This window comes from Rhodospirillales bacterium (assembly GCA_016712595.1).
Lineage (GTDB): Bacteria > Pseudomonadota > Alphaproteobacteria > Rhodospirillales > Defluviicoccaceae > Defluviicoccus.
The window spans coordinates 1,237,501-1,257,624 of sequence record JADJQT010000001.1 but is presented as its reverse complement, the minus strand read 5'-3'; the positions used below and the strand labels follow the sequence as shown (position 1 = coordinate 1,257,624).

Below are 20,124 nucleotides of genomic sequence, written 5' to 3'. Positions count from 1 at the left end.
GCCGTTCTCGTTGTCACTATGTTGTGTTCGGTGTATCGAACTTCCGAGAATGTCGTCGCATGGGTTCCAAATGTCAAGTATCCATGATATGTCTACAGCGAACAGAACATAAGTAGAACATGGGAAGGGTGCTCTGCCATGACCACGCTGAGCGACAAGATCAAGCGCTACCGGAAGGAGAAGGGCCTGACCCTGGAGCAGCTTGGCGAGCTGACCGGATCAAGCAAGAGCTACATGTGGGAGCTGGAGAACCGCAATTCGCCGCGGCCGTCGGCGGAGAAAGTCGCCCGCGTCGCAGCGGCTCTCGGGTTGACGCCTGAGTTCCTGATGGACGATGAGCGGGATTCGCCCGAGCCCAGCGACGTTGATCTCGCCTTCTTCCGCAAGTACCAGAAGATGCCGGGCGACACGAAAAAGCGGCTGCGCCAGATCCTCGATGCCTGGGACGAACCGGAATGACGGAACCGTCGTCCGGCAGAGCCTGGGCGAATCGCCTCACCCGGATGCTCGATCAGGTGCTCGGCTCGGAGCGCTTTCCGGTCGATGTGACCGCCCTTGCCCTCAATTACTCACGACAGTGTTTTGCCGACCCGATCACCATGGTGAAGGGCGCAGCGCTCGATGGATTCGAAGGCGGGCTGTTTCGCAAGCGGACGGGCAAAGCCGAGTGGAGCATCGTCTACAACGATGCGCTGCCGGTCCGCGGCCGGATCAATTTCGTCCTCGCCCACGAACTCGGCCATTACCTGCGCCATCGCCACCAGCTCGACGAGTTCCTGTGCAGCCAGCGCGACATGGTCGATTGGGATCGCGAGGACCAGGCTCGCGAGACCGATGCCAACCAGTTCGCCTCATACCTGTTGATGCCGATCGGTGATTTCCGCAGGCAGCTTTCCGGCCAGAAGATCACCGTCGATGTTCTCGGTCATTGCGCGAACCGGTATGGCGTCTCGTTTACGGCCGCCATCCTGAAGTGGCTGGAGTTCACCGACGAGCGCGCCGTCCTGGTCATCGCGCGAGACGGCTTCATTCTCTGGTCCCGGTCGAGCGAGCCGGCACTCAGGTCTGGCGCCTATTTCCGCACGCGGAATATCGTGTGTCCAGTTCCCGAGATGTCGGTAGCGTCTGGGCAATGGGGGGCCGGGCGCAAGCGAGAGGCCGTCGCGATTCCTTCCGGGCGTATGGTTTCCTCGAGAAGCCGTGGTCGAGACCACCATCTTCTCGGACCGGTTCGATATGACGATCAGCTTGCTTCAATTGGAAGCCGATCCGCACGCAGGCAACGTTGATGTCGAGCCGGACGAGGATCTGCTGGACCAGATTCGAGGCGCCTGAGCACCTTTAACCAAGGTCACGATCCCATGTTGGACGCCCTGGCGCCAGCAGCCCAGCCACCTGCCGCTCTCTAGGGATGCCGTGATCGCTGTAGCAGTTGTTCATCAGCACGCCACTATGCAGCGGGGCGCCGCAACCTCTCCTATCCGTTCGTTTTCCTCGTTCGGACATCGGATCCGCCATGTTTTTGCTGCCGACGTCCGTTGCGTTCACGGAGGCGCCGAACGGCGATCGGCAGCAGCGAAAGCATACCCAAGCCGACCATGGCGGCGATCAGGGTCGGGCTGAATACGTCACTAAGGTTGACTTCGGCGCCAGCGTCGAAGATCTGTCCCAAACCAGCGCCGAATGCCGTGTAGACGATCGTCCCCGGAATGATGCCGATCATCGTCGCGGCAACGAAGGGTGCCGCCCGCGTGCCAAGCAGCGCCGGCACCAGATTGACCGCCCAGAACGGAAACACCGGCACCAGGCGCAGGAACAGCAGATAGTTGAAGGCGTCGCGCCGGAACCCCTCCTCCATGCGCGTGAGGAACGGGCCAGCGCGACGGCGCAGCGCATCGCCGATGGCCGAGCGTGCGACCAGGAACAAGGCGGCGGCCCCCGCGGTCGCGCCGACAACGTTCAGCGAGGCGCCGAGCCACGTTCCAAACAGAAAGCCGCCGGCCAGCGTCATCACCGTTGCGCCGGGCAATGACAGAGCCACCACGACCGCGTAGGCGACGACGAATCCGACGATCGCGGTCAGCGTGTGGTTGTCGACAGCGGCCTTCAGTGCCGCGCGGTGGTCTCGCAGCGCCTCCAGGCTGAGAAAGCGGTCGAGGTCCAACGCGAACGCGGCGGTAACGAGGCACGCAAGAACGATGAGCGGAAGCCAGCGCTTCACCATTTTCGCTGCGTTCATCCCAACCATCCCAGCAAGCGGACCAGCAGGCGTGTCCGCTGCCCGAACAAGGTCTGTGTGTAGTAACTGCCGGCGACCCGCTTGCTGATCTCGCTCAGCGTCGGATAAGGAGCGATCATGCCAGCCAGCGTGCCGATCCTGAGGCGCGCGCCGATCGCCAGCACCCAGGGCAGGATCAGCTCGCCGGCATGCGCACCGACGATGGTGGCGCCCAGCACATGGCCGCGCTTGGAAACGACGACCTTGATGAGTCCCTCGGTGGCCCGCTCGGCCTGTGCCCGGTCGTTCTCGGCGAACTCGGAACGGAGAACCCGGATCGCGGGGCCGTAGTCCGCGCGGGCCTGCTCCTCGGTCAGCCCGACGTGAGCCAGTTCGGGGTCGGTATAGGTGACCCACGGCAACGCCCCGGTGTCCACCTTCGCGGGCAGGCGGAACAGCGCGTTGCGCAGTACGATGCCAGCGTGGTAGGCGGCCAGATGGGTGAACTGCGCACCGCCGGCGACGTCACCCGCGGCGTAGATGCGCCGGTTGCTGGTGCGCAGCCGCCGATCGACCTCGATGCCCTTGGGACCGTGGCGGACGCCTGCCACATCCAGTCCCAGATCCTCGACGTTCGGCCGCCGCCCGGCGCCGATCAGCAGTTGCGAGCCCTCGATCACCCGCTCGGCATCCCCCTCTGCTGTGACCACGGCGACGCCAGCCGGACGCGACTCGATCCGGAGAATTTTCACGCCTTCGGCGAGGTCGATGCCATCAGCGAGGAAGGCGTTGCGGACGACCGCCACCAGTTCGGGATCATCCTTGGGCAGCATCGGTCCGAGATCGAGGAGGCTCACCTGCGCACTCAGCCGCCGGTGTGCCTGCGCCATCTCGCAGCCGATCGGCCCGGCGCCGATGATCACGAGATGTTCGGGCAACCGGGTATTGTCGAACAAGGACTCGTTGGTAAAGAAGGGCACGCCGTCGAGACCGGGAATCGGCGGCACGCCGGCGCGGCTGCCGGTGGCGACGACGAAGCGACGGGCGCGGATGCGCTGGTCTCCTGCTTCGACCGTGCGGTCATCGATGAAGCGGGCGCGGGCCTGAATGACCGTGCAGCCGAGGCTGGTGAACCGCTCGACCGAGTCGTGCGGGGCGATCGCGGCGATCACGTCATGGACGTGCCGGTGCACGGCCGGGAAATCGACGCGCGGCTCGCCGCCATGCACGCCGAAGCGGCCGGCGTGGCGGATCGTCGCCGCCGCTTTGGCAGCGGCGATCAGTGACTTCGACGGCACGCAGCCGGTGTTCAGGCAGTCGCCGCCCATGCGGTCGGCCTCGATGAGGACGGTCCGCGCGCCCATTTGCGCGGCACCGGCGGCGACCGAAAGGCCGGCCGATCCGGCGCCGATGACGCACAGATCAGCCGAGATGGTACTGACCATGGTCGAAATCTCCTCAAACTTCCTACTCCGCGAGGAAGCGCACCGGGCCATACCAGGCCTCGGCAGCTGTCGCGCGGTTGTCGCAGTCGGTCATGATGGCCACGGCGTCGATGGTCTCGATGTCGCGCCCGTGATAGCGACGAAAATCGTCACGGATGTTGCGCCGCTCGGTGACCCATTGGCCGGGCGCGGGAGGCGCGCCAGAGCGCAGCGCCACCATGTGGGCCTGCGAAGCGAAGGGATTCGGCCAGCTGGACCCGGGCGGCGCGGCGCTCGCCCAGACATAGTTGATCGCCCGGGTGCGCCAAACCATGACTCCGCCGTCCCGCACCACGTATAGGCGAGCGGGAAAGTCGTCGCCGGGCTTGCTTTTCTCATCGACGGAACCGTCAAAGACGGCGTCCACGCGCCACGACCATTCGATGACGGGGGTGACGCGAAGATCGATCTCTTGTCTCAGGAACAATCCGGAAGCGCTGTTGCGACACCTGGCCCTGAGCGCTTCTCCGTCCATCTCGTAGGCGGTTTCGCCTTGGAAGCTCTCGCTCTGCCAAGCGAGGATGTCTCGCGGCGTGAACTCCGGCGAGGCGGCGAAGGACGGCATGGCCAGCGCCATGACGCCGACGATCAGATAGCCTGTCCGCACGGGGTCAGTTTCCCCCGCTGCACGAGGCTCCGCCGAGCACGCAGAACTGCGCGCAGTGGCGATGATTGAGCTTCACCGGACGGGCAGCCTCGGCGAGCGTCGCACCCAGTTCGAAGGTCTCGTCGTAGGGCAGCAGCGTGCAGGAGACGACCACCGGCCGCCCGGCGCCCTTGCGCTTCACCACCATGCGGGAACTTGCGCACATCACCGACGAGGGGCTCTTGCCGAGGATGTTCCAGCAGCGCTCGGTGATCTCGGGAACGTCCGCATCCGCCTCCATCTCCGGGAACAGGACGAGGCGAGCGGGATCGTCGGCGTCAATAGGGATCTGCAACGCCGCAAACAAAGACCGGTAGCCGGCGCGCAACTCGGCTTCGCTCTCGCCCCAGATCGTCCGGCCGGCAACGGTAACTGCAAAGCCGTTGGCGCAGAGCCACATCAGGCCGTCGATCGTCGGTTGCCAAGTCGCTGCGCCGCGCAGCTTCTCGTGGCCCGCCAGCCCGTAGTGGTCGAGGGACACCCGCAGTGTCAACTGCCCGCCATGCCGCCGGCCAAGATCGAGCAGCGGCCCCTTCAGCCGCTGCATCGGCTTCATCGCGTTGGTCAGCACCAGGGCGCGGAACCCAGCCGTCAGGGCATCCTCGATCATGCCGAGGATGTCGGGGTTCATGAACGGCTCGCCGCCGGTAAAGCCGATCTCATCGGGCGGCGGGCTCAAGCAACCGGCCTCGCCAAGGAATTCCCCCACCTCCGCACGGCTGAGATAGACCAGGCGATCGTTGCGCGGGCTCGACTCGATGTAGCAGTTGTCGCAGGCCAGATTGCACAGCGTGCCGGTGTTGAACCAGAGCGTCTCCAGTCGTACCAAGTGGACGCTGGCACGCGGCTCGCCGCCGGCGGTGATATCCGGATCGCTGAACTTGGCGCGGATCGGGCAGGGCACTGTAAAGCTGCCGCTATTTCCGCGATCCACATGGGGATTCGGTTGCCAGATCGTCTCCACCGTCGGGAGCGGCTCGCCGCGCCGCGTCCGTTCGGCCGGCGGTAGTACGTCGCAGCTCGGCCACAAACCGGTTTCGAGCGCCGTCGCATAGCCCTCGGGAAGCCCGGCCATGCGCATCTTGCGGGCAGCCGATGCAAAATCGTAGTCCAGCGGCAGGTTTCGGATGCGCAGGCCGCGCTCCAACGGCTCGATCAGGCTGAACCATGTCCGCGTCGTCCCATCGTTGGCCGGCAGACCGATGGTGCCGCAATTGTGCCAGACGGAGCCGGAAACGATCCTGGTGAAGGGCAGGCCGCAGTGGCCGCCGATCACGCCGTCGCAACCCGCGAGCGCGATCTGGCGACGCAGTTCCTCATCCGGCACAGAAGCAAAGATGAACGTGTTGATGCGGTCGACCGCTCCGTGCACGACGGCAAACCGGTGTCCGCCGACAAGAACGTCGATGCGCCGGGGGAGGCTGCGCATCCATGCACGGTCGTCCTCGTCGAGTTGGCGATCGGCGTACGGATACCACTGCGCCGCCGCGCGATCGCAGGCGGTCCCTTCGGCGAAGCCACACCCGCAATCTGCGTGGCCCCAACCGAGGGATTCCTCGCAGTTTCCCATGACCACATGCACGCCCGCTGCGCGGATCAGCGCGACGGTCGCGCGGGCGTCGGCGCAATAGGCGACGATGTCGCCGGTGCAGACGATCCTGTCCGGAAAGACGCCGAGCCGCGCCGCGGCGGCGAGGAGGGATTGCATCGCCTCCAGATTGCTGTAGCTGCCGCCAAAAACGACGATCGGCTCATCCACGATCATTAGTGCGATGTCAGTGCCGTCGCTGCCACGGATTGGCTCGTAGCTCATTGTGTCCATCAAGGCTCTCGCTGATTTCTCCTGTCCAGTTCGCAGGGAGGACACGGAAGGTTTCACATGGGAGAGTTTTTCTCGCACGTAACCAAATCGGCTTGTGCGGCGAAACCGGAATGGATGACGGCCGATCGACGGGGAGACTGGCATGAATGTAGAGGTCCTTGCGCCGTGGGCGGTATTCGCGGTTGCCTGTGGCGTGACCTGGATGGCGACCCCGCGGCGGGTCACGTCGCCGCAATTCTTCGACGGCCGCCGCCAGGACGGCGGGTTGCCCGGGCTGTGGCTGGTGGCGGTCAGCGCCGCGATCACCTGGATCTTCGCCAAGTCGATCGCCAATGCAGCCGACCTGTCTTACGCCTTCGGGATCACCGGTGGCCTCGGCTATACCCTATATTACCTCAGCTTCATCGTCGCCGGCGTCGTCATCTACCTGCTACGGACGCGTGGGCACTATCGGTCACTCACACACTTCCTCGTCGATAAGTACGGGATGTTCTGTGCGCGATTGTTTCTGCTGACGATCGGTTTCCGCCTGTTTAACGAAGTTTGGTCGAATACCAAGGTGATGGCGCTGTTCTTCGGCACCGAGGGCAGCGCGGCGTACTGGCTCGCCACCGTCGCCGTCACGCTCTTCACGGTCAGCTACGCCTGGACCGGAGGCATGCGCGCCAGCCTGCTGACCGACCGGATCCAGGCCATCCTCGCCTTCGTGCTCCTCGGTGTGGTGCTGACCGTGCTGTTTCCCGGGCTCTCCATGAAGGGACTGCCCGAGGTTCCGATCGACCTTCGGCAGGCCGGCATCACCTTCTGCCTGCTCGCGCTGGTGCAGATCCTGTCCTACCCGTTCCACGATCCGGTGCTGACCGACCGGGCCTTCTTGTCGCCGCCCCGCCAGATGCTGAAGAGCTTTTTCCTCGCCGCGCTGATCTCGGGAGGATTCATCTTTCTGTTCAGCTTTATTGGCCTCTATGCCCGGGCCCACGGGCTGCCGGCCAATCCGTCGGTGAGCGTCCCGGCAGCGTTCGGACTGCTGATGATGCTCATCTTCAACGGCATCATGCTGCTCTCCGGCTCATCGACAATCGACTCGACCTTCACCAGCGTCGCCAAGCTGGCGGCACGGGATTGGCGCAACGATGCGCACGAGCCCGCGGCGCGCCATCTGTCGGCCGGTCGGATCGCCGTGCTGGTCGTCGCTGTTATCGGCAACCTGCCGCTGCTGACCATCTACCTGGGCGACAAGGTGGGCCCCGCGATCATCGCCGCCACCACCATCAGCGGCACCATGGTCATGGGACTGGCGCCGATCTTCCTCTTGTCGTGGATCAAGTCCGCGTCCCGTTTGAGCTTCCACCTCGCCTTTTGGCCCGGGCTCGTTTTCGGCGTGCTGCGGACACTCGAGGTCTTTCTCAAGGTCCACATTTTTCCCGAGTCGATCGCGCTTGGCTTCGGAAAGTACGCCGTCGATCTGGGGGTCAACGTCTGGGGACTGCTGATCTGCACCGCCGGTTACCTCCTCGGTGCGGCTCTTGCCTCGAAACGGCAACCCGCCCTCGCTGCGACCTGACGACTTGGGGGGTGCCGGCAAATGGCGGTGAGTTGCAGCCTCGGGGTGGATCGGGCATGGTCGCCGACACGCGACACTATTGCCAGGCGAAGCATGACCGAAACGGAGGTCCGGGACGACCATCCCGAATGGTGCCGGCTGATGGCGGCGGCGCAGGATGGTGATACGGGCGCTTACCAGCAACTGCTCTGCGAAATCGCCCCGCTGCTGCGGCGGGTCGCCGCACGTCGTCTGTACAGCGCGCCAGCCGCCGACATCGAAGATGTGGTGCAGGATGTTCTTCTGTCGGTGCACGCAGTTCGGCACACCTACGACCCGGCGCGCCCGTTCCTTCCCTGGCTGATGGCGATTCAGCGTCATCGCCTCGCCGACTGGATGCGGCGGTCGATGCGGCGCAGCGCCAACGAAGTGGCCGTGGAGTCCCTCGAAGTAACCTTTGCCGAGCGTGCGGCGAATACGGATGACGAGGAGACGATCGACCGCAAGGAAATCCATGCCGCGGTCGCCGGGCTGCCCCCCGCACAGCGGCGGGCCATCGAACTGCTCAAGCTGAAGGAGATGTCGCTGAAGGAGGCGGCGCAGGAAACCGGAATGACCGAGACCGCGCTGAAGGTTGCCACCCATCGCGGGATCAAGGCCCTGCGCGCCCTGCTGGGCAAGGACAGGTAGTCATGGTCGATACGGAGACCTTGATCGAGACGTTGGCGCGGGAGGCACGACCGGTCAAGCGGCTGCCGCCTCCGGGCCGGCGTGTCGTAAGATGGCTTGCCGTCGGGCTGCCGGTGATCGCCCTGTTCGGCGTGATCATGGGCGCACGCCCCGACCTGGCGGAGAAGCTTGCCGAGCCGGTGTTCCTGCTGCAACTGCTCGCAGGGCTGGCGACGGCCGTCTGCGCCGCGTTTGCTGCTTTCGCCTCGTGCGTTCCCGGCGCGCCGAAATGGACCTTGTGGCTGCCGGCAGCGCCGCTTGCAGTGTGGATCGGCAGTCTCGGCCGCCAGTGCTGGCAGGACTGGCTTGCATTTGGACCGGAGGGAGTGGTCTTCCATCCCGATCTGATCTGCCTGCCGATCATCGCCATGGTCGGCGCCGCGCCTGCCATCGCCATGGTCGCGATGGTTCGGCGTGGCGCGCCGCTGACGCCCCGCCTGACCGCCTTTCTCGGCGCGCTGGCGGCGGCAGCGCTCGCCTACGTCGGGCTTCGTCTGGTCCATCCGCAGGATGCGGCGTTCATGGTGTTCGTCTGGCAGTTCGGGTCTGTGGCGCTGTTCGCGTCCGTCGTCGGTGCCTTCGGACGGCGGTTCCTGTCCTGGCGCCATGGCGCTGCCGCCTGAGTCCAGCCGCGAAGTTTCCATTTATCGAGGAGATCGCCCCATGCTGAAACCCACACAGCCCGTACCGTCGCTGTCCGTCCCGCTGGTCGGCGGCGGCCGGTTCGACATCGCCGGGAGCCCCCCGAAGACGTTCACGCTGATCGCCGTCTATCGCGGGTATCACTGCCCGATCTGCCGGCCCTGGCTCGGATCCCTGGTCGCTCGCTTGGACTCCCTTGCCGCTCTGGGCATAGCACCGGTCGCCATCAGCACCGACGCGGAAGACCGGGCGACGAAAGCCAGGGACGAGTGGAAGCTCGTCGATCTGCCGGTCGGCTACGCGCTGTCCATCGACGTGGCGCGCGCCTGGGGTCTCTCGATCTCCTCGTCGATCACGGAGAAGGAACCGCCGCTGTTCGCCGAGCCGGGCGTGTTTCTGGTTCGCCCTGATGCAACGTTGTTTGGCGCCTCCGTGCAAACCATGCCGTTCACGCGGCCGAGCTTCGCCGATATCGAGACGGCGGTGAGGTTCGTGCTGGAAAACAACTACCCGCCACGCGGCACGGCCTGAATCAGCTCGAGGAGATTGTCACCGATGATCCGTTCCATCCGCTCGACGCTCTGCCCCGCGCTGACTGAGCTGCCGATCATGCCGAAGTCGCGGCGGAAAACGGAGAACGTCGCACTCCGAGCACCGCCCGTCCTACCCGCAGCGCGCGCTGCTCCTGAATCGGCGGGCACTTCATTGAGCCGAATGAACAGAACACGCAGCAGTCGCCAGGATTGGGGCGCAACAGCGCCTTGCAGTTGGGACACTCGTAGTAAAACTGGCAGGCGTCCGTGGGCATGATTTCCTGCTTGGCAAATCCACAGCGCGGACACGTCAGGACGGACTCAAGGACAACGGCGCTCATGGCTGGCTCACCTGGACGGTGGAAGGATAACCGGCATCCGTGGTCGCCTCTGTCAGCGCTTCTGGCTGGACCTTGTCGGGTTCGAAGCTGACGGTAGCTGTCTTCTTGTCGAAATCAACCTTAACGGCGTTTACACCGGGCACCTTCTCCAGCGACTTCATCACCGTGATGGGACAGAGCTCACACGTCATGTTCTTCACATCGAGCGTGACGGTCTTCTGGGAGGCCGCCAGCGCTCCAAGGGGAATGGCGACGAGGGCGGTGATCAGCAATCTGCGCATGGAAAGCTCCTCTCAGTAGAACAGCGGGGCGAACCATGGCACCGCCAACAGGCTGACCGACGACGCGGCAACGATCCAGAACGTGAGCCGCTGCCGCGTGAGGGTACGTGGGTCGGCGCAGGTCGTTCCGGGAGCGCAGGCCTTTGGAGCCAAGTAGAGCTTGCGGAAGGCCAGCCCGAAAAACAGCAGTGTCAGGCCGACGAACAGGGGCCGGTATGGCGTCAGCGCCGTCAGGCTTCCGACCCATGCCCCGCCGATGCCGAGCGCCAGCAGCACGAGCGGCCCGACGCAACACGCTGACGCGCCGATGGCGGCCAGCGCCCCGGCAATTAGTGTGCTTTTTCCGGTGGTTTGTACCACGATCGCTTCTTGAATCTGTTTGGCCAAGCGCTACTCTAGATCCCGTACCTAAGTACGGAATCAAGGGCAAAGTGATGGTGGCAGAGTTGACCATTGGCAAGTTGGCGGATGCCGCAGGACTGAACATCGAGACCATCCGCTATTACCAGCGCCGCGGCCTGCTGGACGAACCCGTCAAGCCACCGGGCGGGCACCGCCGCTACTCGGCAGAGGATACAAAGCGGCTTCGCTTCATCAAACGGGCACAGGGGCTCGGCTTCACGCTGTCCGAAGTCGCCGGTCTATTGAGGTTGGAGCAGGGCTGCGCCTGCGCCGAGACACGCGCATTGGCAGCCTGCAAGCTCGCGTTGATCGAACAGAAGATCGCCGACCTCGCCGTCATGCGGCGAGTGCTGGGCGGACTGGTGGCGCAATGCGACGTTAGCGATGGGGGCACGGCGTGCCCGATCATCGACGTGCTGGCACAGGAGTGAGATCGGTTTGGGCCGTACCTCAACCGGGCGTCAGGTGTAGGGAATGTGCATCGAATCGGGGCCGGCTTCGGCATTGCCTGTCGACTACGGCCCGACCTCTCACACTTCAACCGAACAGGTCATTCCTTGGCGTACGGTTTTTTCGTGTCCGGAGGGAAACTCGGTCTTGTGGTGCCAGCCGCTTTTGATGCGGGGAACGGACCGCTTCGCCGATACGGAGACTGCGGTGAGATTCGTCCTGGAAAACAACTATCCGCCGCGCGGCGCGGCCTTACCGAGGTGAGGAGACAGCCATGATGACCCCTTACGCCCGCTCGATGCTCTTGTCTGTGCTGGTTGCCGTTCCGATCATGTTCATGGCGCCGGCCGCATTTCCTGCCGACAACGAGCCGCTCGTTGTCAAGTCGAGCCCGCATGACGTGCCGACAACGGTCAGCCGGCTGGAAGCGGCCGTGAACAGCCGTGGCGCCTCGGTGGTGGCGAAGATCGACCACGCCGCTGCCGCCCAGGCGGCCGGGCTTTCGTTGCGGCCGACGGTGCTGGTGCTGTTCGGCAATCCGAAGCTGGGGACGCCGCTGATGCAGAGCCAGCAGACGGCCGGACTTGACCTGCCCCTGCGCGTGCTGGTCTGGCAGGACGCCGCCGGTACGACCCAGGTCGGTTATGCGCCGCCGGCCGTTATCGCCGCCCGCCACGGCATCACCGATCGCAACGACGACGTCGACAAAATGACCGGCGTGCTGGCGGCGATCACCGGGGAAAGCTTGGCGCCCTGAGAGCCGCCAGCCGCGCGCGCAAGCGCGCCGCCGACGCAGACGGCTTCCAGGTCTTGCCGCGCCGCTGGGCCGTCGAGCGCACGCCCGCCTGGCTCAACCGCAATCGGCGCCTCGCCAGGGACTTCGAGGCCTCCATCGCCAGCGCCGAAAGCTTGATCGTCAGCGTCAAACTCCTCTGGCGACGCTTAAGCCCGCCGTTGATCAACTCTGCGATTCCGAGTCAGACACTTATGCGCTCGGTCCGCTTGGACAACATCATTGCCGGATGCAAGGTCGCTAATCGATTTCTTCATCCGCTTGACCATTGGTGGGAAGTCGTCCCCTTAACGTCCGCCGGCTTGTCCCGGTCCGGTCGCGCACTGGTCTTCTGGCCGAGAGCTCGATCCACGCGATTTCGCCGACGTTATTGGCGCTGTTCGCGGTCATCGTTGCCAAGCATTTTTTCCCTGCGCGCGTAACCTCCCGAGCGGCTGCGGCGAATTCATGGGTATCGGCTCATACAGCCGATGCACCGCACTGACTACCAAAGGAGTCTTCCATGAACAAGCTCGTTGCCCCCTCCGCCCTTGCTGTTGCCGTCGGCCTCGCTCTGGCGGCGCAAGCTCTGCCAGTCAAGGCGCAGGTGACCCAACAGACCATGGAGCGTGTAGCGAAGTATAACCTCGAGAAGTGTTACGGCATTGCCGCCAAGGGCAAGAACGACTGCGCCGAGGGGGCACATTCGTGCGCCGGCCAGGCGACGGTCGATCGCGACAACGGTTCCTTCGTGCTTCTGCCCAAGGGGGATTGCAGCAAAATCGCTGGCGGCAACCTCAAGGGCGAGTGATTGGCGAGCCGCGGCGGTGTCGCTCCTGACCCCCATCGCACTGGAAGCCAACGGTTCGATCCCTGCTTCGGCGGGGATCGGACTACGCTTCCCACACCATCAAGCGGTCCTCGACCAGCGGCCGCGCCTCGGGTGGTTCGAGGTGCACACCGAGAACTATATGGGTGGAGGACGGCCGTTTGCGTACCTGATCGCGATCCGGAAACGACTACGCCATCTCCTTGCACGGGGTTGGTCTTTCGCTGGGCAGCGCCGAGGGGCTAGACCCCGCGCATCTCGAACGCACACGTCGCCTCGTCGAACGAATCGAGCCCGGGCTCGTCTCGGAGCACCTCTCGTGGAGCGTCGCCGGCGGCATCTATTTCGCCGATCTGTTGCCCCTACCCATGACGGAGGAAGCGTTGGCGGTGGTTTGCCGGAATGTCAACGAGATGCAGGATCGCCTTAGGCGTGCGATCCTCGTCGAGAATCCGTCTTCCTACATGCGGTACCAGCACTCGACGATTCCTGAATGGGAGTTCCTCGCCGCCGTGGCCGATCGCACCGGGTGCGGCATCCTATGCGACGTCAACAACATTTACGTCAGCGCCTGCAACCACGGCTTCGACGCGCTCGCCTATCTCGGCGCGCTGCCGGTTGGGCGCGTCGCCGAGATCCATTTGGCCGGGCATACGGTGAAGATGCTTGAAGGCAACGTCGCACTGCGCATCGATGACCATGGCTCACGCGTGCCTCCCGACGTTTGGACCCTCTACGCAGCGGCGCTCGCACGTTTTGGGCGAGTGCCTACGCTCGTCGAGTGGGACACGAACCTGCCCAGCCTGGACACCTTGGTCCGCGAGGCCGTCGAGGCGGAACGTCGCCTTGCCGCAACACCCCGGGGGACCCGCGATGCCGCCTCGGCTGCATGAGATCCAGCAGGCCTTCGGGGCCGCGATCTTTGCCGACGATGCCCGCGTCGCAGAGCACGTGGTCGCCGACGGCATCGCCGCGGTGGATCGGTTGCGCGTCTACCGCAACACGGCCTTCTCCGTCCTCACCGACGCGCTGCGGCTCACGTACCCCGCCGTGGATCGGCTTGTCGGGACCGCGTTCTTCGACGGCGCTGCGGCGGCTTTCATCCGACAGCATCCGCCGAAGGGCGCCTACCTCACCGAATACGGCGCTGCGTTCGCCGACTTCCTCGCCGCCTTTCCGCCTGCCGCGGAGATCGGCTATCTGCCGGACGTGGCGCGTTTCGAGTGGGCGCTCAACATCGCCGCCAACGCGCCAGATGCCCGGTCACTGGATCCCGCGATACTGGCGACGTTCAATGCGGCGGAGCACGACGACGTCCGCTTTACACCGCACCCCTCGCTGGGCCTGCCACATCTTGACCATCCCGCCGATGCGATCGCCGACGCTGTCCTGGCCGGGGACGAGGTGGCGATGGCCGCCGTCGACCCATCCAGCGGCCCCGTATGGCTGGTCGTACATCGCGGTCCAGAGGGGGTCGAGGCTCGCCGGCTAACCGAAGCCGAATGGCGCCTCACCGAGTGCCTTTGTGCGGGCCTCCCTCTCGGACCGATGCTCGATGCCCATTCCGATGTCGACGCGGCAAGGCTGCTTACCGACCACTTGGCCAGGGGGCGTTTCGCTGGTTTCGATCTCATCCGCCCATGCCTGGAGGCCTCATCATGAGAAACACCACGACCAAGACGCGTATCGCGACCTCGCGCAGGCCCGAAGCCGCTGCGCTCATTCGGAATGTTCTCCAATGGCTCGAGGCAGTGCCTTACGCGCTGCTTGCACTTCCGTTGCGGCTGGGGGTCGCAACGGTGTTCTGGAACTCGGCGATGGCCAAGCTCGCGAACTGGGACACCACGCTCTACATGTTCGCGGAAGAGTACAAGGTGCCGATCCTGCCGCCCGAGGTCGCCGCTAATCTCGCTCTCGCGATCGAGTTGACGACACCCGTGCTGCTCGTCCTCGGCTTCGGTACCCGCCTCACGGCGGTCGCTCTCCTCGGCATGACCGCCGTCATCCAGACCTTCGTCTATCCCGGGGCGTGGCCAACGCATATACAATGGGTGGCGATGCTCTTGGTGCTGCTCGCGAGGGGCGCAGGAACAATTTCCGTCGATCACCTGTTGCGCCGGCGGTTTTTTCGGACGACCCTCCCCGAGAGCGAGGCACAAACGTCGCCTTCCCGGCGGGGGTGAGCATGCAAAGCGGCCGACCGGTGACTGCGGCCGGAGCGCTCGTCGATTGCCACCTTGCCGGACAGCGGCACCGGCGACAAAGCATCCTTCCTGCCCCCGAAGCGAGTGGTGTACGACTGCGCCGGCTGTGGCCACCAGATCTCGTGATCGCCGGGACGATCTTCGAACAGAGCAAAAAGCCACTCGCCCCGTGGTTCCGGGCCATCTTCGAAGTCACCGCGTCGAAGCAGGGGATCTCGACTGCCGAACTGCAACGGAAGCTCGGTCTTGGCAGCTGTCAGACGGCGTGGTCCAGAAGATCCGCACTGCCATGGTTCGCCCCAATCGCCAGCTTGGCAATCAGCGGCTTGCCGAGAGCACGTCGAGAACAGGGCACTCCGGCACAACATCGCCCGAGCAAGCCGCTGCCGTTGCCGCGAGTACTTTTTCGATCCGTTTGAGGTCCGCAATCTTCGCGCGCACGTCGGCCGCATGCGCAGCGCCGGCGAGCGAGGTGGCAGCGACCAGGGGGCCGGCAAAAGCCAACGCGATACGACGGCTGGTGGTGCTGACTATGAGTGAGTTCCTTTCTCCGGTGTTCGAACGGGAGGCTGGTCCGCGAGTCGGTTTCCGACCTCACCTGCCCTGTTCGTCCGCGACGATAAGAAGGTTACTCTCCGCCCGAGCGGTGACCTCTTCTCTCGTCGTTGTGAAGGAGGGTGTGTGGGGTCACTGGGTAACCTTCCGCACTCGTCCGGCGAACCAGGAAAGGTAAACGGATGCAGTTTCGACACTTGGTTGCTGGAGAGGACAGGACGGATGTTTGGCGGGCCCGGAAACTGGTTCGGAAAGTTTCTGCGAGCCAACGAAGCCGCACCGCACATCGCGGCGCCGGCATTGTCCTCGACGTTGTTCCGTGGGCTCGATGAGGCGGAAATCGACCTCGTCTGTCGCCGAATGCGGCGCCGGAAGTATGATGCCGAGCATGTTCTCTGCCGGCAGGGTGAGCCGGGCGATCGTCTCTACGTCGTGGAAATCGGCCTCGTCGAGGCGCTGATCGACTCAGAGGACGGCCCGCGGGTCGTGAGCCGCATTCGCCAGGGCGAAGTCGCCGGCGAAATGGCGCTGCTGACCGGTGAGCCTCGGGCGGCGAGCCTGGTCACGGTTGTTCCGACCGTGACCCTTGAGGCGAACCTGGACGATTTCTCACAAATCATCGCCCGCCATCCGCTGGTGCTGCTCAATATCACGCGAATGCTGGTCGCCCGCCATAAGCACGACACCGGCCGCTACCTTGCTCACCGCGATGCTAAGGATGTGGCGGCGATGATCGTGTCGCGGGGATACGAACGGCTGATCGAACCGGTGATCGCTGCTGCGCGTGCAGCGACCCCTCGCGATGTGAGGGTCATCAATCTGACGGACGCGCGGCCCGACGGCGACCTCATTGCGGTCGAGAGCGCGACGTCCGCCCTGACAACGGTCGACGACCTGGCCGCTTCGGGCACGATCGTGCTCATCGTGGCCTTCTCGGACCACCCTGATCTTCGCTCAATCGTCCGCTACGTGGACCGGATTGTTTTTCTGGGGGACGAATGCGATGGACATGCCCTTTCGGCCAGCTTTGAAGCAACGCGGTGCCCGGTCGACCTGTTCCCGATCGCCGGCCGCGGCGGCGTCTGCCCGACGATGTCCTCCAATGTTCGGGTGGTCCGCACCCTCGGGCCGGAGGAATCTGGCGTTGATATCGCGTGGATCGGCAGACACCTCGCGCGAACCAAGATCGGCATGGCGCTCGGCGCCGGCGGTGCCAAAGGCTTCGCCCATGTCGGCGCGATCGAAGTGCTGCAAGATGCCGGATATACCGTCGACTACGTTTCGGGGAGCAGCATCGGTGCGATCGTCGCTACCCTTCTCGCGCTGGGGCTGACGGCCAAAGAAATCGACCGCGAGTTGAGGCACGTTTGGTCGCCCGAAAACGTGGAGCTGCTGGCCAATTTGTCGCCGGAAGGCTTTTCCCTCGGCCTGAAGGGCGTTCTTCGCGCCCTGGAGCCACGTGTCGATAACCGGTCGGTCTCCGAGCTTTCTCCTCCCCTGACCATCATGACCGCCGACCTGGAAAGCCGGCAGGCCTTCCCGCTTCGGGACTGGCCAGTGCGTCAGGCGTTGCGTGCGGCGCTGTCGATACCCGGGTTGGCACCGCCTTATCAGCATGGACCGCAGCGCCTTGTTGACGGGATCTGTCTCGTGCCCGTGCCCGCCCTCGCAGTGCGTGAAATGGGCGCCGACATCGTCGTCTCGATCGACCTTCTTGCCAGAGAGGCGCTTGCCACATGGCCCTCGTCGCTCCCCGATCGCCCGGCGTCACCCAAGAAGGGCGGCGGCAACCTTAGCCCGGTCGTGGAAACATTGATGATGCTGCAAAGCGACACTAGTGCACGCAACGCCGCTCTCGGCGACATCGTGCTCGCACCCCAATTCGCGCCGTCGAGCTGGCGCGATTTTCACCTCGCAGATTTTTTCCGGGACGCCGGACGCCTGGCGATGAGGGCCCGACTTCCTGAGCTCGGCCGGCTTGCGAACCCGACAGCAGCAACCCCGACCAGTGCGCAATGAGTCGCCGTAAGGGCGCGCAAAGCGGAACTGTCCTGCGAAGGCTGCTATCGGGAGGGTTGTCTCGTCGACAGCAACAGCTTGGGCGTGGCAGCGGCGTCCGACCGAATACGAAGCTTCGCTCGCCGCGTCGCCGACGTTTGGTGCTCCGCTTCCGAGAAGCGAAGGAGGTCCGTGTGGCGATGCAACTACCTGGAATTGCGCAGAATTTCGCGCCCGCTTGCTGACTTAGTGCTGACTGCCGCGCAAGTAAAGTGTGCTTCCAGGTGAAGCAGCGATCCCGTAAGACGCTGATATTACGAAGTAAAATCTGGTTGCGGGGGCAGGATTTGAACCTACGACCTTCAGGTTATGAGCCTGACGAGCTACCGGGCTGCTCCACCCCGCGGAGGATGGGTGGACGGGAGCCATGGGCCGGGTTTGGTCCGGCGTGGCTCGGGCGCGTTTGGAGGGTTTTGTACGGGATATTTGCTGTAACCGGCTGGGAGGACCGGGCGGCGACCTACTCTCCCACGTCTTAAGACGCAGTACCATTGGCGCTGAGGGGTTTCACGGTCGAGTTCGGGATGGGATCGGGTGGTTCACCCTCGCCATAGCCACCCGGTCTTCGCAGCCGGCGTATTGTGTGTTGTGTGTGTATTGGCGTATGGGGATTGTTGGGCTTTTCGAGCGCGATCGAGCGATTAGGACCGGTTAGCTGCACGCATTGCTGCGCGTCCACATCCGGCCTATCGACGTGCTGGTCTTGCACGGCTCTCATGCGAGACCTGGTTTTGAGGGGAGTTTCCCGCTTAGATGCTTTCAGCGGTTATCTCGTCCGAACTTAGCTACCCGGCTGTGCCGCTGGCGCGACAACCGGTCCACCAGAGGTTCGTCCACCCCGGTCCTCTCGTACTAGGGGCAGCTCCTCTCAAGTCTCGTACACCCACGGCAGATAGGGACCGAACTGTCTCACGACGTTCTAAACCCAGCTCACGTACCTCTTTAAACGGCGAACAGCCGAACCCCTTGGGACCTGCTCCAGCCCCAGGATGTGATGAGCCGACATCGAGGTGCCAAACCTCCCCGTCGATGTGGACTCTTGGGGAGATCAGCCTGTTATCCCCGGCGTACCTTTTATCCGTTGAGCGATGGCCCTTCCACGCGGGACCACCGGATCACTATGGCCGACTTTCGTCTCTGCTCGACGTGTCAGTCTCGCAGTCAGGCGGGCTTGTGCCATTGCACTCGACAGCTGATGTCCGACCAGCTTGAGCCCACCATCGCGCGCCTCCGTTACTCTTTGGGAGGCGACCGCCCCAGTCAAACTACCCGCCATGCAGGGTCCCGGCCGTGGATGACACGGCGCGGTTAGATACCAGAGACCGGAAGGGTGGTATTTCAAGGGTGGCTCCACGACACCTGGCGGCATCGTCTCGCAGCCTCCCACCTATCCTACACATCTAATCCCTAGTACCACTGCAAAGCTGTAGTAAAGGTGCACGGGGTCTTTCCGTCTGACCGCGGGTACTCCGCATCTTCACGGAGAATTCAATTTCGCTGAGCCGGTGTTGGAGACAGTGGGGAAGTCGTTACGCCATTCGTGCAGGTCGGAACTTACCCGACAAGGAATTTCGCTACCTTAGGACCGTTATAGTTACGGCCGCCGTTTACCGGGGCTTCGATTCAGAGCTTGCACCCCTCCTCTTAACCTTCCGGCACCGGGCAGGCGTCAGACCCTATACGTCGCCTTGCGGCTTTGCAGAGTCCTGTGTTTTTAGTAAACAGTCGCCACCCCCTGGTCTGTGCCCCCCGCCCCTGGTTGCCCAGGAACGGGGCCCGCTTCTTCCGAAGTTACGCGGGCAATTTGCCGAGTTCCTTCAACACCGTTCTCTCAAGCGCCTCGGTATGCTCTACCAGTCCACCTGTGTCGGTTTCGGGTACGGTCTTAACGCCGGAGCTCTTTCCTGGAACGCGCCAGCCGCCGGGACAATCCGATAAGCCCCGACAACACTTTGCGTTCGTCACTCACGGCAGGCCGGGGATTGTTAACCCCAGTTCCCATCGGCTACGGCTTTCGCCCTCACCTTAGGGGGCCGGCTCACCCTGCGCGGATTAGCCTTGCGCAGGAACCCTTGGACTTGCGGCGAGCGGGTTTCTCACCCGCTTTGTCGCTACTCATGTCAGCATTCTCACTTCCGATACCTCCAGCAGTCCTCACGGACCACCTTCGCAGGCTTACGGAACGCTCCGCTACCACTCTTTCGAGTCCGCAGCTTCGGTGCGTGGCTTGAGCCCCGTTACATTTTCGGCGCAGGACGGCTTAACTAGACCAGTGAGCTATTACGCTTTCTTTAAAGGATGGCTGCTTCTAAGCCAACCTCCTGGTTGTCTTGGCCTTCCCACATCCTTTCCCACTTAGCCACGACTTGGGGACCTTAGCTGGCGGTCTGGGCTGTTTCCCTCTTGACGATGAATCTTAGCACCCACCGTCTGTCTGCCGCGCTGACGCTCGTCGGTATTCGGAGTTTGGTTGGATTTGGTAGGGCTGTGGGCCCCCCTAGTCCATCCAGTGCTCTACCCCCGACGGCGATACGCGACGCGCTACCTCAATAGCTTTCGCGGAGAACCAGCTATCGCCGGGTTTGATTGGCCTTTCACCCCTAACCACAGGTCAT

18 protein-coding genes, 1 tRNA gene, 2 rRNA genes and 3 pseudogenes (1 of these 24 only partly in view) are annotated in these 20,124 nt (G+C 64.0%); 14 read left to right on the top strand and 10 right to left on the bottom strand.

Features of this window, described 5'->3' with window-relative positions:
- Window positions 1-138: 138 nt before the first annotated feature.
- Together IPK66_05735 and IPK66_05730 are read left to right on the top strand one after the other, a co-directional pair.
- Entirely contained in the window at window positions 139-459 is a 321-nt protein-coding gene (locus IPK66_05735; protein MBK8174774.1) for a helix-turn-helix transcriptional regulator, read from the top strand.
- A complete protein-coding gene (locus IPK66_05730) occupies window positions 456-1,289 on the top strand; it encodes an ImmA/IrrE family metallo-endopeptidase (protein ID MBK8174773.1) in 834 nt (277 codons plus the stop codon). Before IPK66_05735 ends, IPK66_05730 begins: the two co-directional genes overlap by 4 nt.
- 188 nt (window positions 1,290-1,477) lie before the next feature.
- Here the strand turns inward: IPK66_05730 and IPK66_05725 are convergent, their stop codons facing one another.
- Genes IPK66_05725 through IPK66_05710 form a run of 4 tightly spaced genes read right to left on the bottom strand, consistent with a single transcriptional unit; the run spans window position 1,478 to window position 6,056 of the window.
- The gene (locus IPK66_05725; protein ID MBK8174772.1) at window positions 1,478-2,224 is read right to left on the bottom strand and encodes a TVP38/TMEM64 family protein; all 747 of its coding nucleotides are present in this window, start codon (window positions 2,222-2,224) and stop codon (window positions 1,478-1,480) included.
- 11 nt (window positions 2,225-2,235) lie between these two features.
- Window positions 2,236-3,663, bottom strand: coding sequence for an FAD-dependent oxidoreductase (locus tag IPK66_05720; protein MBK8174771.1), 1,428 nt, complete (start codon window positions 3,661-3,663; stop codon window positions 2,236-2,238).
- A 22-nt stretch (window positions 3,664-3,685) separates the two neighbouring features.
- Window positions 3,686-4,279, bottom strand: coding sequence for a DUF3047 domain-containing protein (locus tag IPK66_05715; GenBank protein MBK8174770.1), 594 nt, complete (start codon window positions 4,277-4,279; stop codon window positions 3,686-3,688).
- A 34-nt stretch (window positions 4,280-4,313) separates the two neighbouring features.
- Window positions 4,314-6,056, bottom strand: coding sequence for a radical SAM protein (locus IPK66_05710; GenBank protein ID MBK8174769.1), 1,743 nt, complete (start codon window positions 6,054-6,056; stop codon window positions 4,314-4,316).
- Window positions 6,057-6,312: 256 nt separating this feature from the next.
- Between IPK66_05710 and IPK66_05705 the strand changes: the two genes are divergently transcribed.
- The 4 genes from IPK66_05705 (at window position 6,313) to IPK66_05690 (ending at window position 9,615) form a co-directional block, all read left to right on the top strand.
- Window positions 6,313-7,734 (top strand): Na+/proline symporter, encoded by a 1,422-nt coding sequence (locus IPK66_05705; GenBank protein MBK8174768.1) that lies wholly within the window; start codon window positions 6,313-6,315, stop codon window positions 7,732-7,734.
- Between the two features lie 141 nt (window positions 7,735-7,875).
- The gene (locus tag IPK66_05700) at window positions 7,876-8,403 is read left to right on the top strand and encodes a sigma-70 family RNA polymerase sigma factor (GenBank protein MBK8174767.1); all 528 of its coding nucleotides are present in this window, start codon (window positions 7,876-7,878) and stop codon (window positions 8,401-8,403) included.
- Between the two features lie 2 nt (window positions 8,404-8,405).
- Window positions 8,406-9,065 carry a DUF1109 domain-containing protein gene (locus IPK66_05695; GenBank protein MBK8174766.1) on the top strand — a complete coding sequence of 220 codons (660 nt, stop codon included), beginning with the start codon at window positions 8,406-8,408 and terminating at the stop codon, window positions 9,063-9,065.
- A 40-nt stretch (window positions 9,066-9,105) separates the two neighbouring features.
- On the top strand, window positions 9,106-9,615 hold the full coding sequence (locus tag IPK66_05690; protein MBK8174765.1) for a redoxin domain-containing protein: 510 nt from the start codon (window positions 9,106-9,108) through the stop codon (window positions 9,613-9,615).
- Between the two features lie 148 nt (window positions 9,616-9,763).
- Here the strand turns inward: IPK66_05690 and IPK66_05685 are convergent.
- The 3 genes and pseudogenes from IPK66_05685 to IPK66_05675 all read right to left on the bottom strand — a co-directional run bounded on the left by IPK66_05685 (window position 9,764) and on the right by IPK66_05675 (window position 10,602).
- Window positions 9,764-9,958: pseudogene (locus IPK66_05685) on the bottom strand (hypothetical protein).
- Complete coding sequence (gene merP, locus IPK66_05680; protein MBK8174764.1) at window positions 9,955-10,239, bottom strand: mercury resistance system periplasmic binding protein MerP; 285 nt, start codon at window positions 10,237-10,239, stop codon at window positions 9,955-9,957. The pseudogene IPK66_05685 and the gene merP overlap by 4 nt, the downstream one beginning before the upstream one ends.
- A 12-nt stretch (window positions 10,240-10,251) precedes the next feature.
- Entirely contained in the window at window positions 10,252-10,602 is a 351-nt protein-coding gene (locus tag IPK66_05675) for a mercury transporter MerT (GenBank protein MBK8174763.1), read from the bottom strand.
- Between the two features lie 71 nt (window positions 10,603-10,673).
- On the opposite strand from IPK66_05675, the gene merR reads away from it, so the two are divergent.
- The 8 genes and pseudogenes from merR to IPK66_05635 all read left to right on the top strand — a co-directional run bounded on the left by merR (window position 10,674) and on the right by IPK66_05635 (window position 17,470).
- Complete coding sequence (merR, locus tag IPK66_05670) at window positions 10,674-11,072, top strand: Hg(II)-responsive transcriptional regulator (GenBank protein ID MBK8174762.1); 399 nt, start codon at window positions 10,674-10,676, stop codon at window positions 11,070-11,072.
- A 317-nt stretch (window positions 11,073-11,389) separates the two neighbouring features.
- Window positions 11,390-11,848, top strand: coding sequence for a DUF302 domain-containing protein (locus tag IPK66_05665; GenBank protein ID MBK8174761.1), 459 nt, complete (start codon window positions 11,390-11,392; stop codon window positions 11,846-11,848).
- A gap of 20 nt (window positions 11,849-11,868) precedes the next feature.
- Window positions 11,869-12,021 (top strand): annotated as a pseudogene (locus IPK66_05660) (transposase).
- A gap of 365 nt (window positions 12,022-12,386) precedes the next feature.
- The gene (locus IPK66_05655) at window positions 12,387-12,674 is read left to right on the top strand and encodes a DUF2282 domain-containing protein (GenBank protein ID MBK8174760.1); all 288 of its coding nucleotides are present in this window, start codon (window positions 12,387-12,389) and stop codon (window positions 12,672-12,674) included.
- Window positions 12,675-12,699: 25 nt separating this feature from the next.
- Window positions 12,700-13,585, top strand: a pseudogene (locus IPK66_05650) (DUF692 domain-containing protein).
- Entirely contained in the window at window positions 13,566-14,354 is a 789-nt protein-coding gene (locus IPK66_05645) for a putative DNA-binding domain-containing protein (protein ID MBK8174759.1), read from the top strand. The pseudogene IPK66_05650 and the gene IPK66_05645 overlap by 20 nt, the downstream one beginning before the upstream one ends.
- Window positions 14,351-14,875 (top strand): DoxX family protein, encoded by a 525-nt coding sequence (locus tag IPK66_05640; protein ID MBK8174758.1) that lies wholly within the window; start codon window positions 14,351-14,353, stop codon window positions 14,873-14,875. Before IPK66_05645 ends, IPK66_05640 begins: the two co-directional genes overlap by 4 nt.
- 798 nt (window positions 14,876-15,673) lie before the next feature.
- The gene (locus tag IPK66_05635; GenBank protein ID MBK8174757.1) at window positions 15,674-17,470 is read left to right on the top strand and encodes a patatin-like phospholipase family protein; all 1,797 of its coding nucleotides are present in this window, start codon (window positions 15,674-15,676) and stop codon (window positions 17,468-17,470) included.
- Between the two features lie 308 nt (window positions 17,471-17,778).
- On the opposite strand, the gene IPK66_05630 is transcribed toward IPK66_05635, so the two are convergent.
- The 3 genes from IPK66_05630 to IPK66_05620 all read right to left on the bottom strand — a co-directional run.
- Window positions 17,779-17,855, bottom strand: a tRNA-Met gene (locus IPK66_05630).
- A 101-nt stretch (window positions 17,856-17,956) separates the two neighbouring features.
- Window positions 17,957-18,071 (bottom strand): 5S ribosomal RNA (gene rrf, locus IPK66_05625).
- Between the two features lie 58 nt (window positions 18,072-18,129).
- Window positions 18,130-20,124, bottom strand: a 23S ribosomal RNA gene (locus IPK66_05620) (it continues 737 nt past the right edge of the window).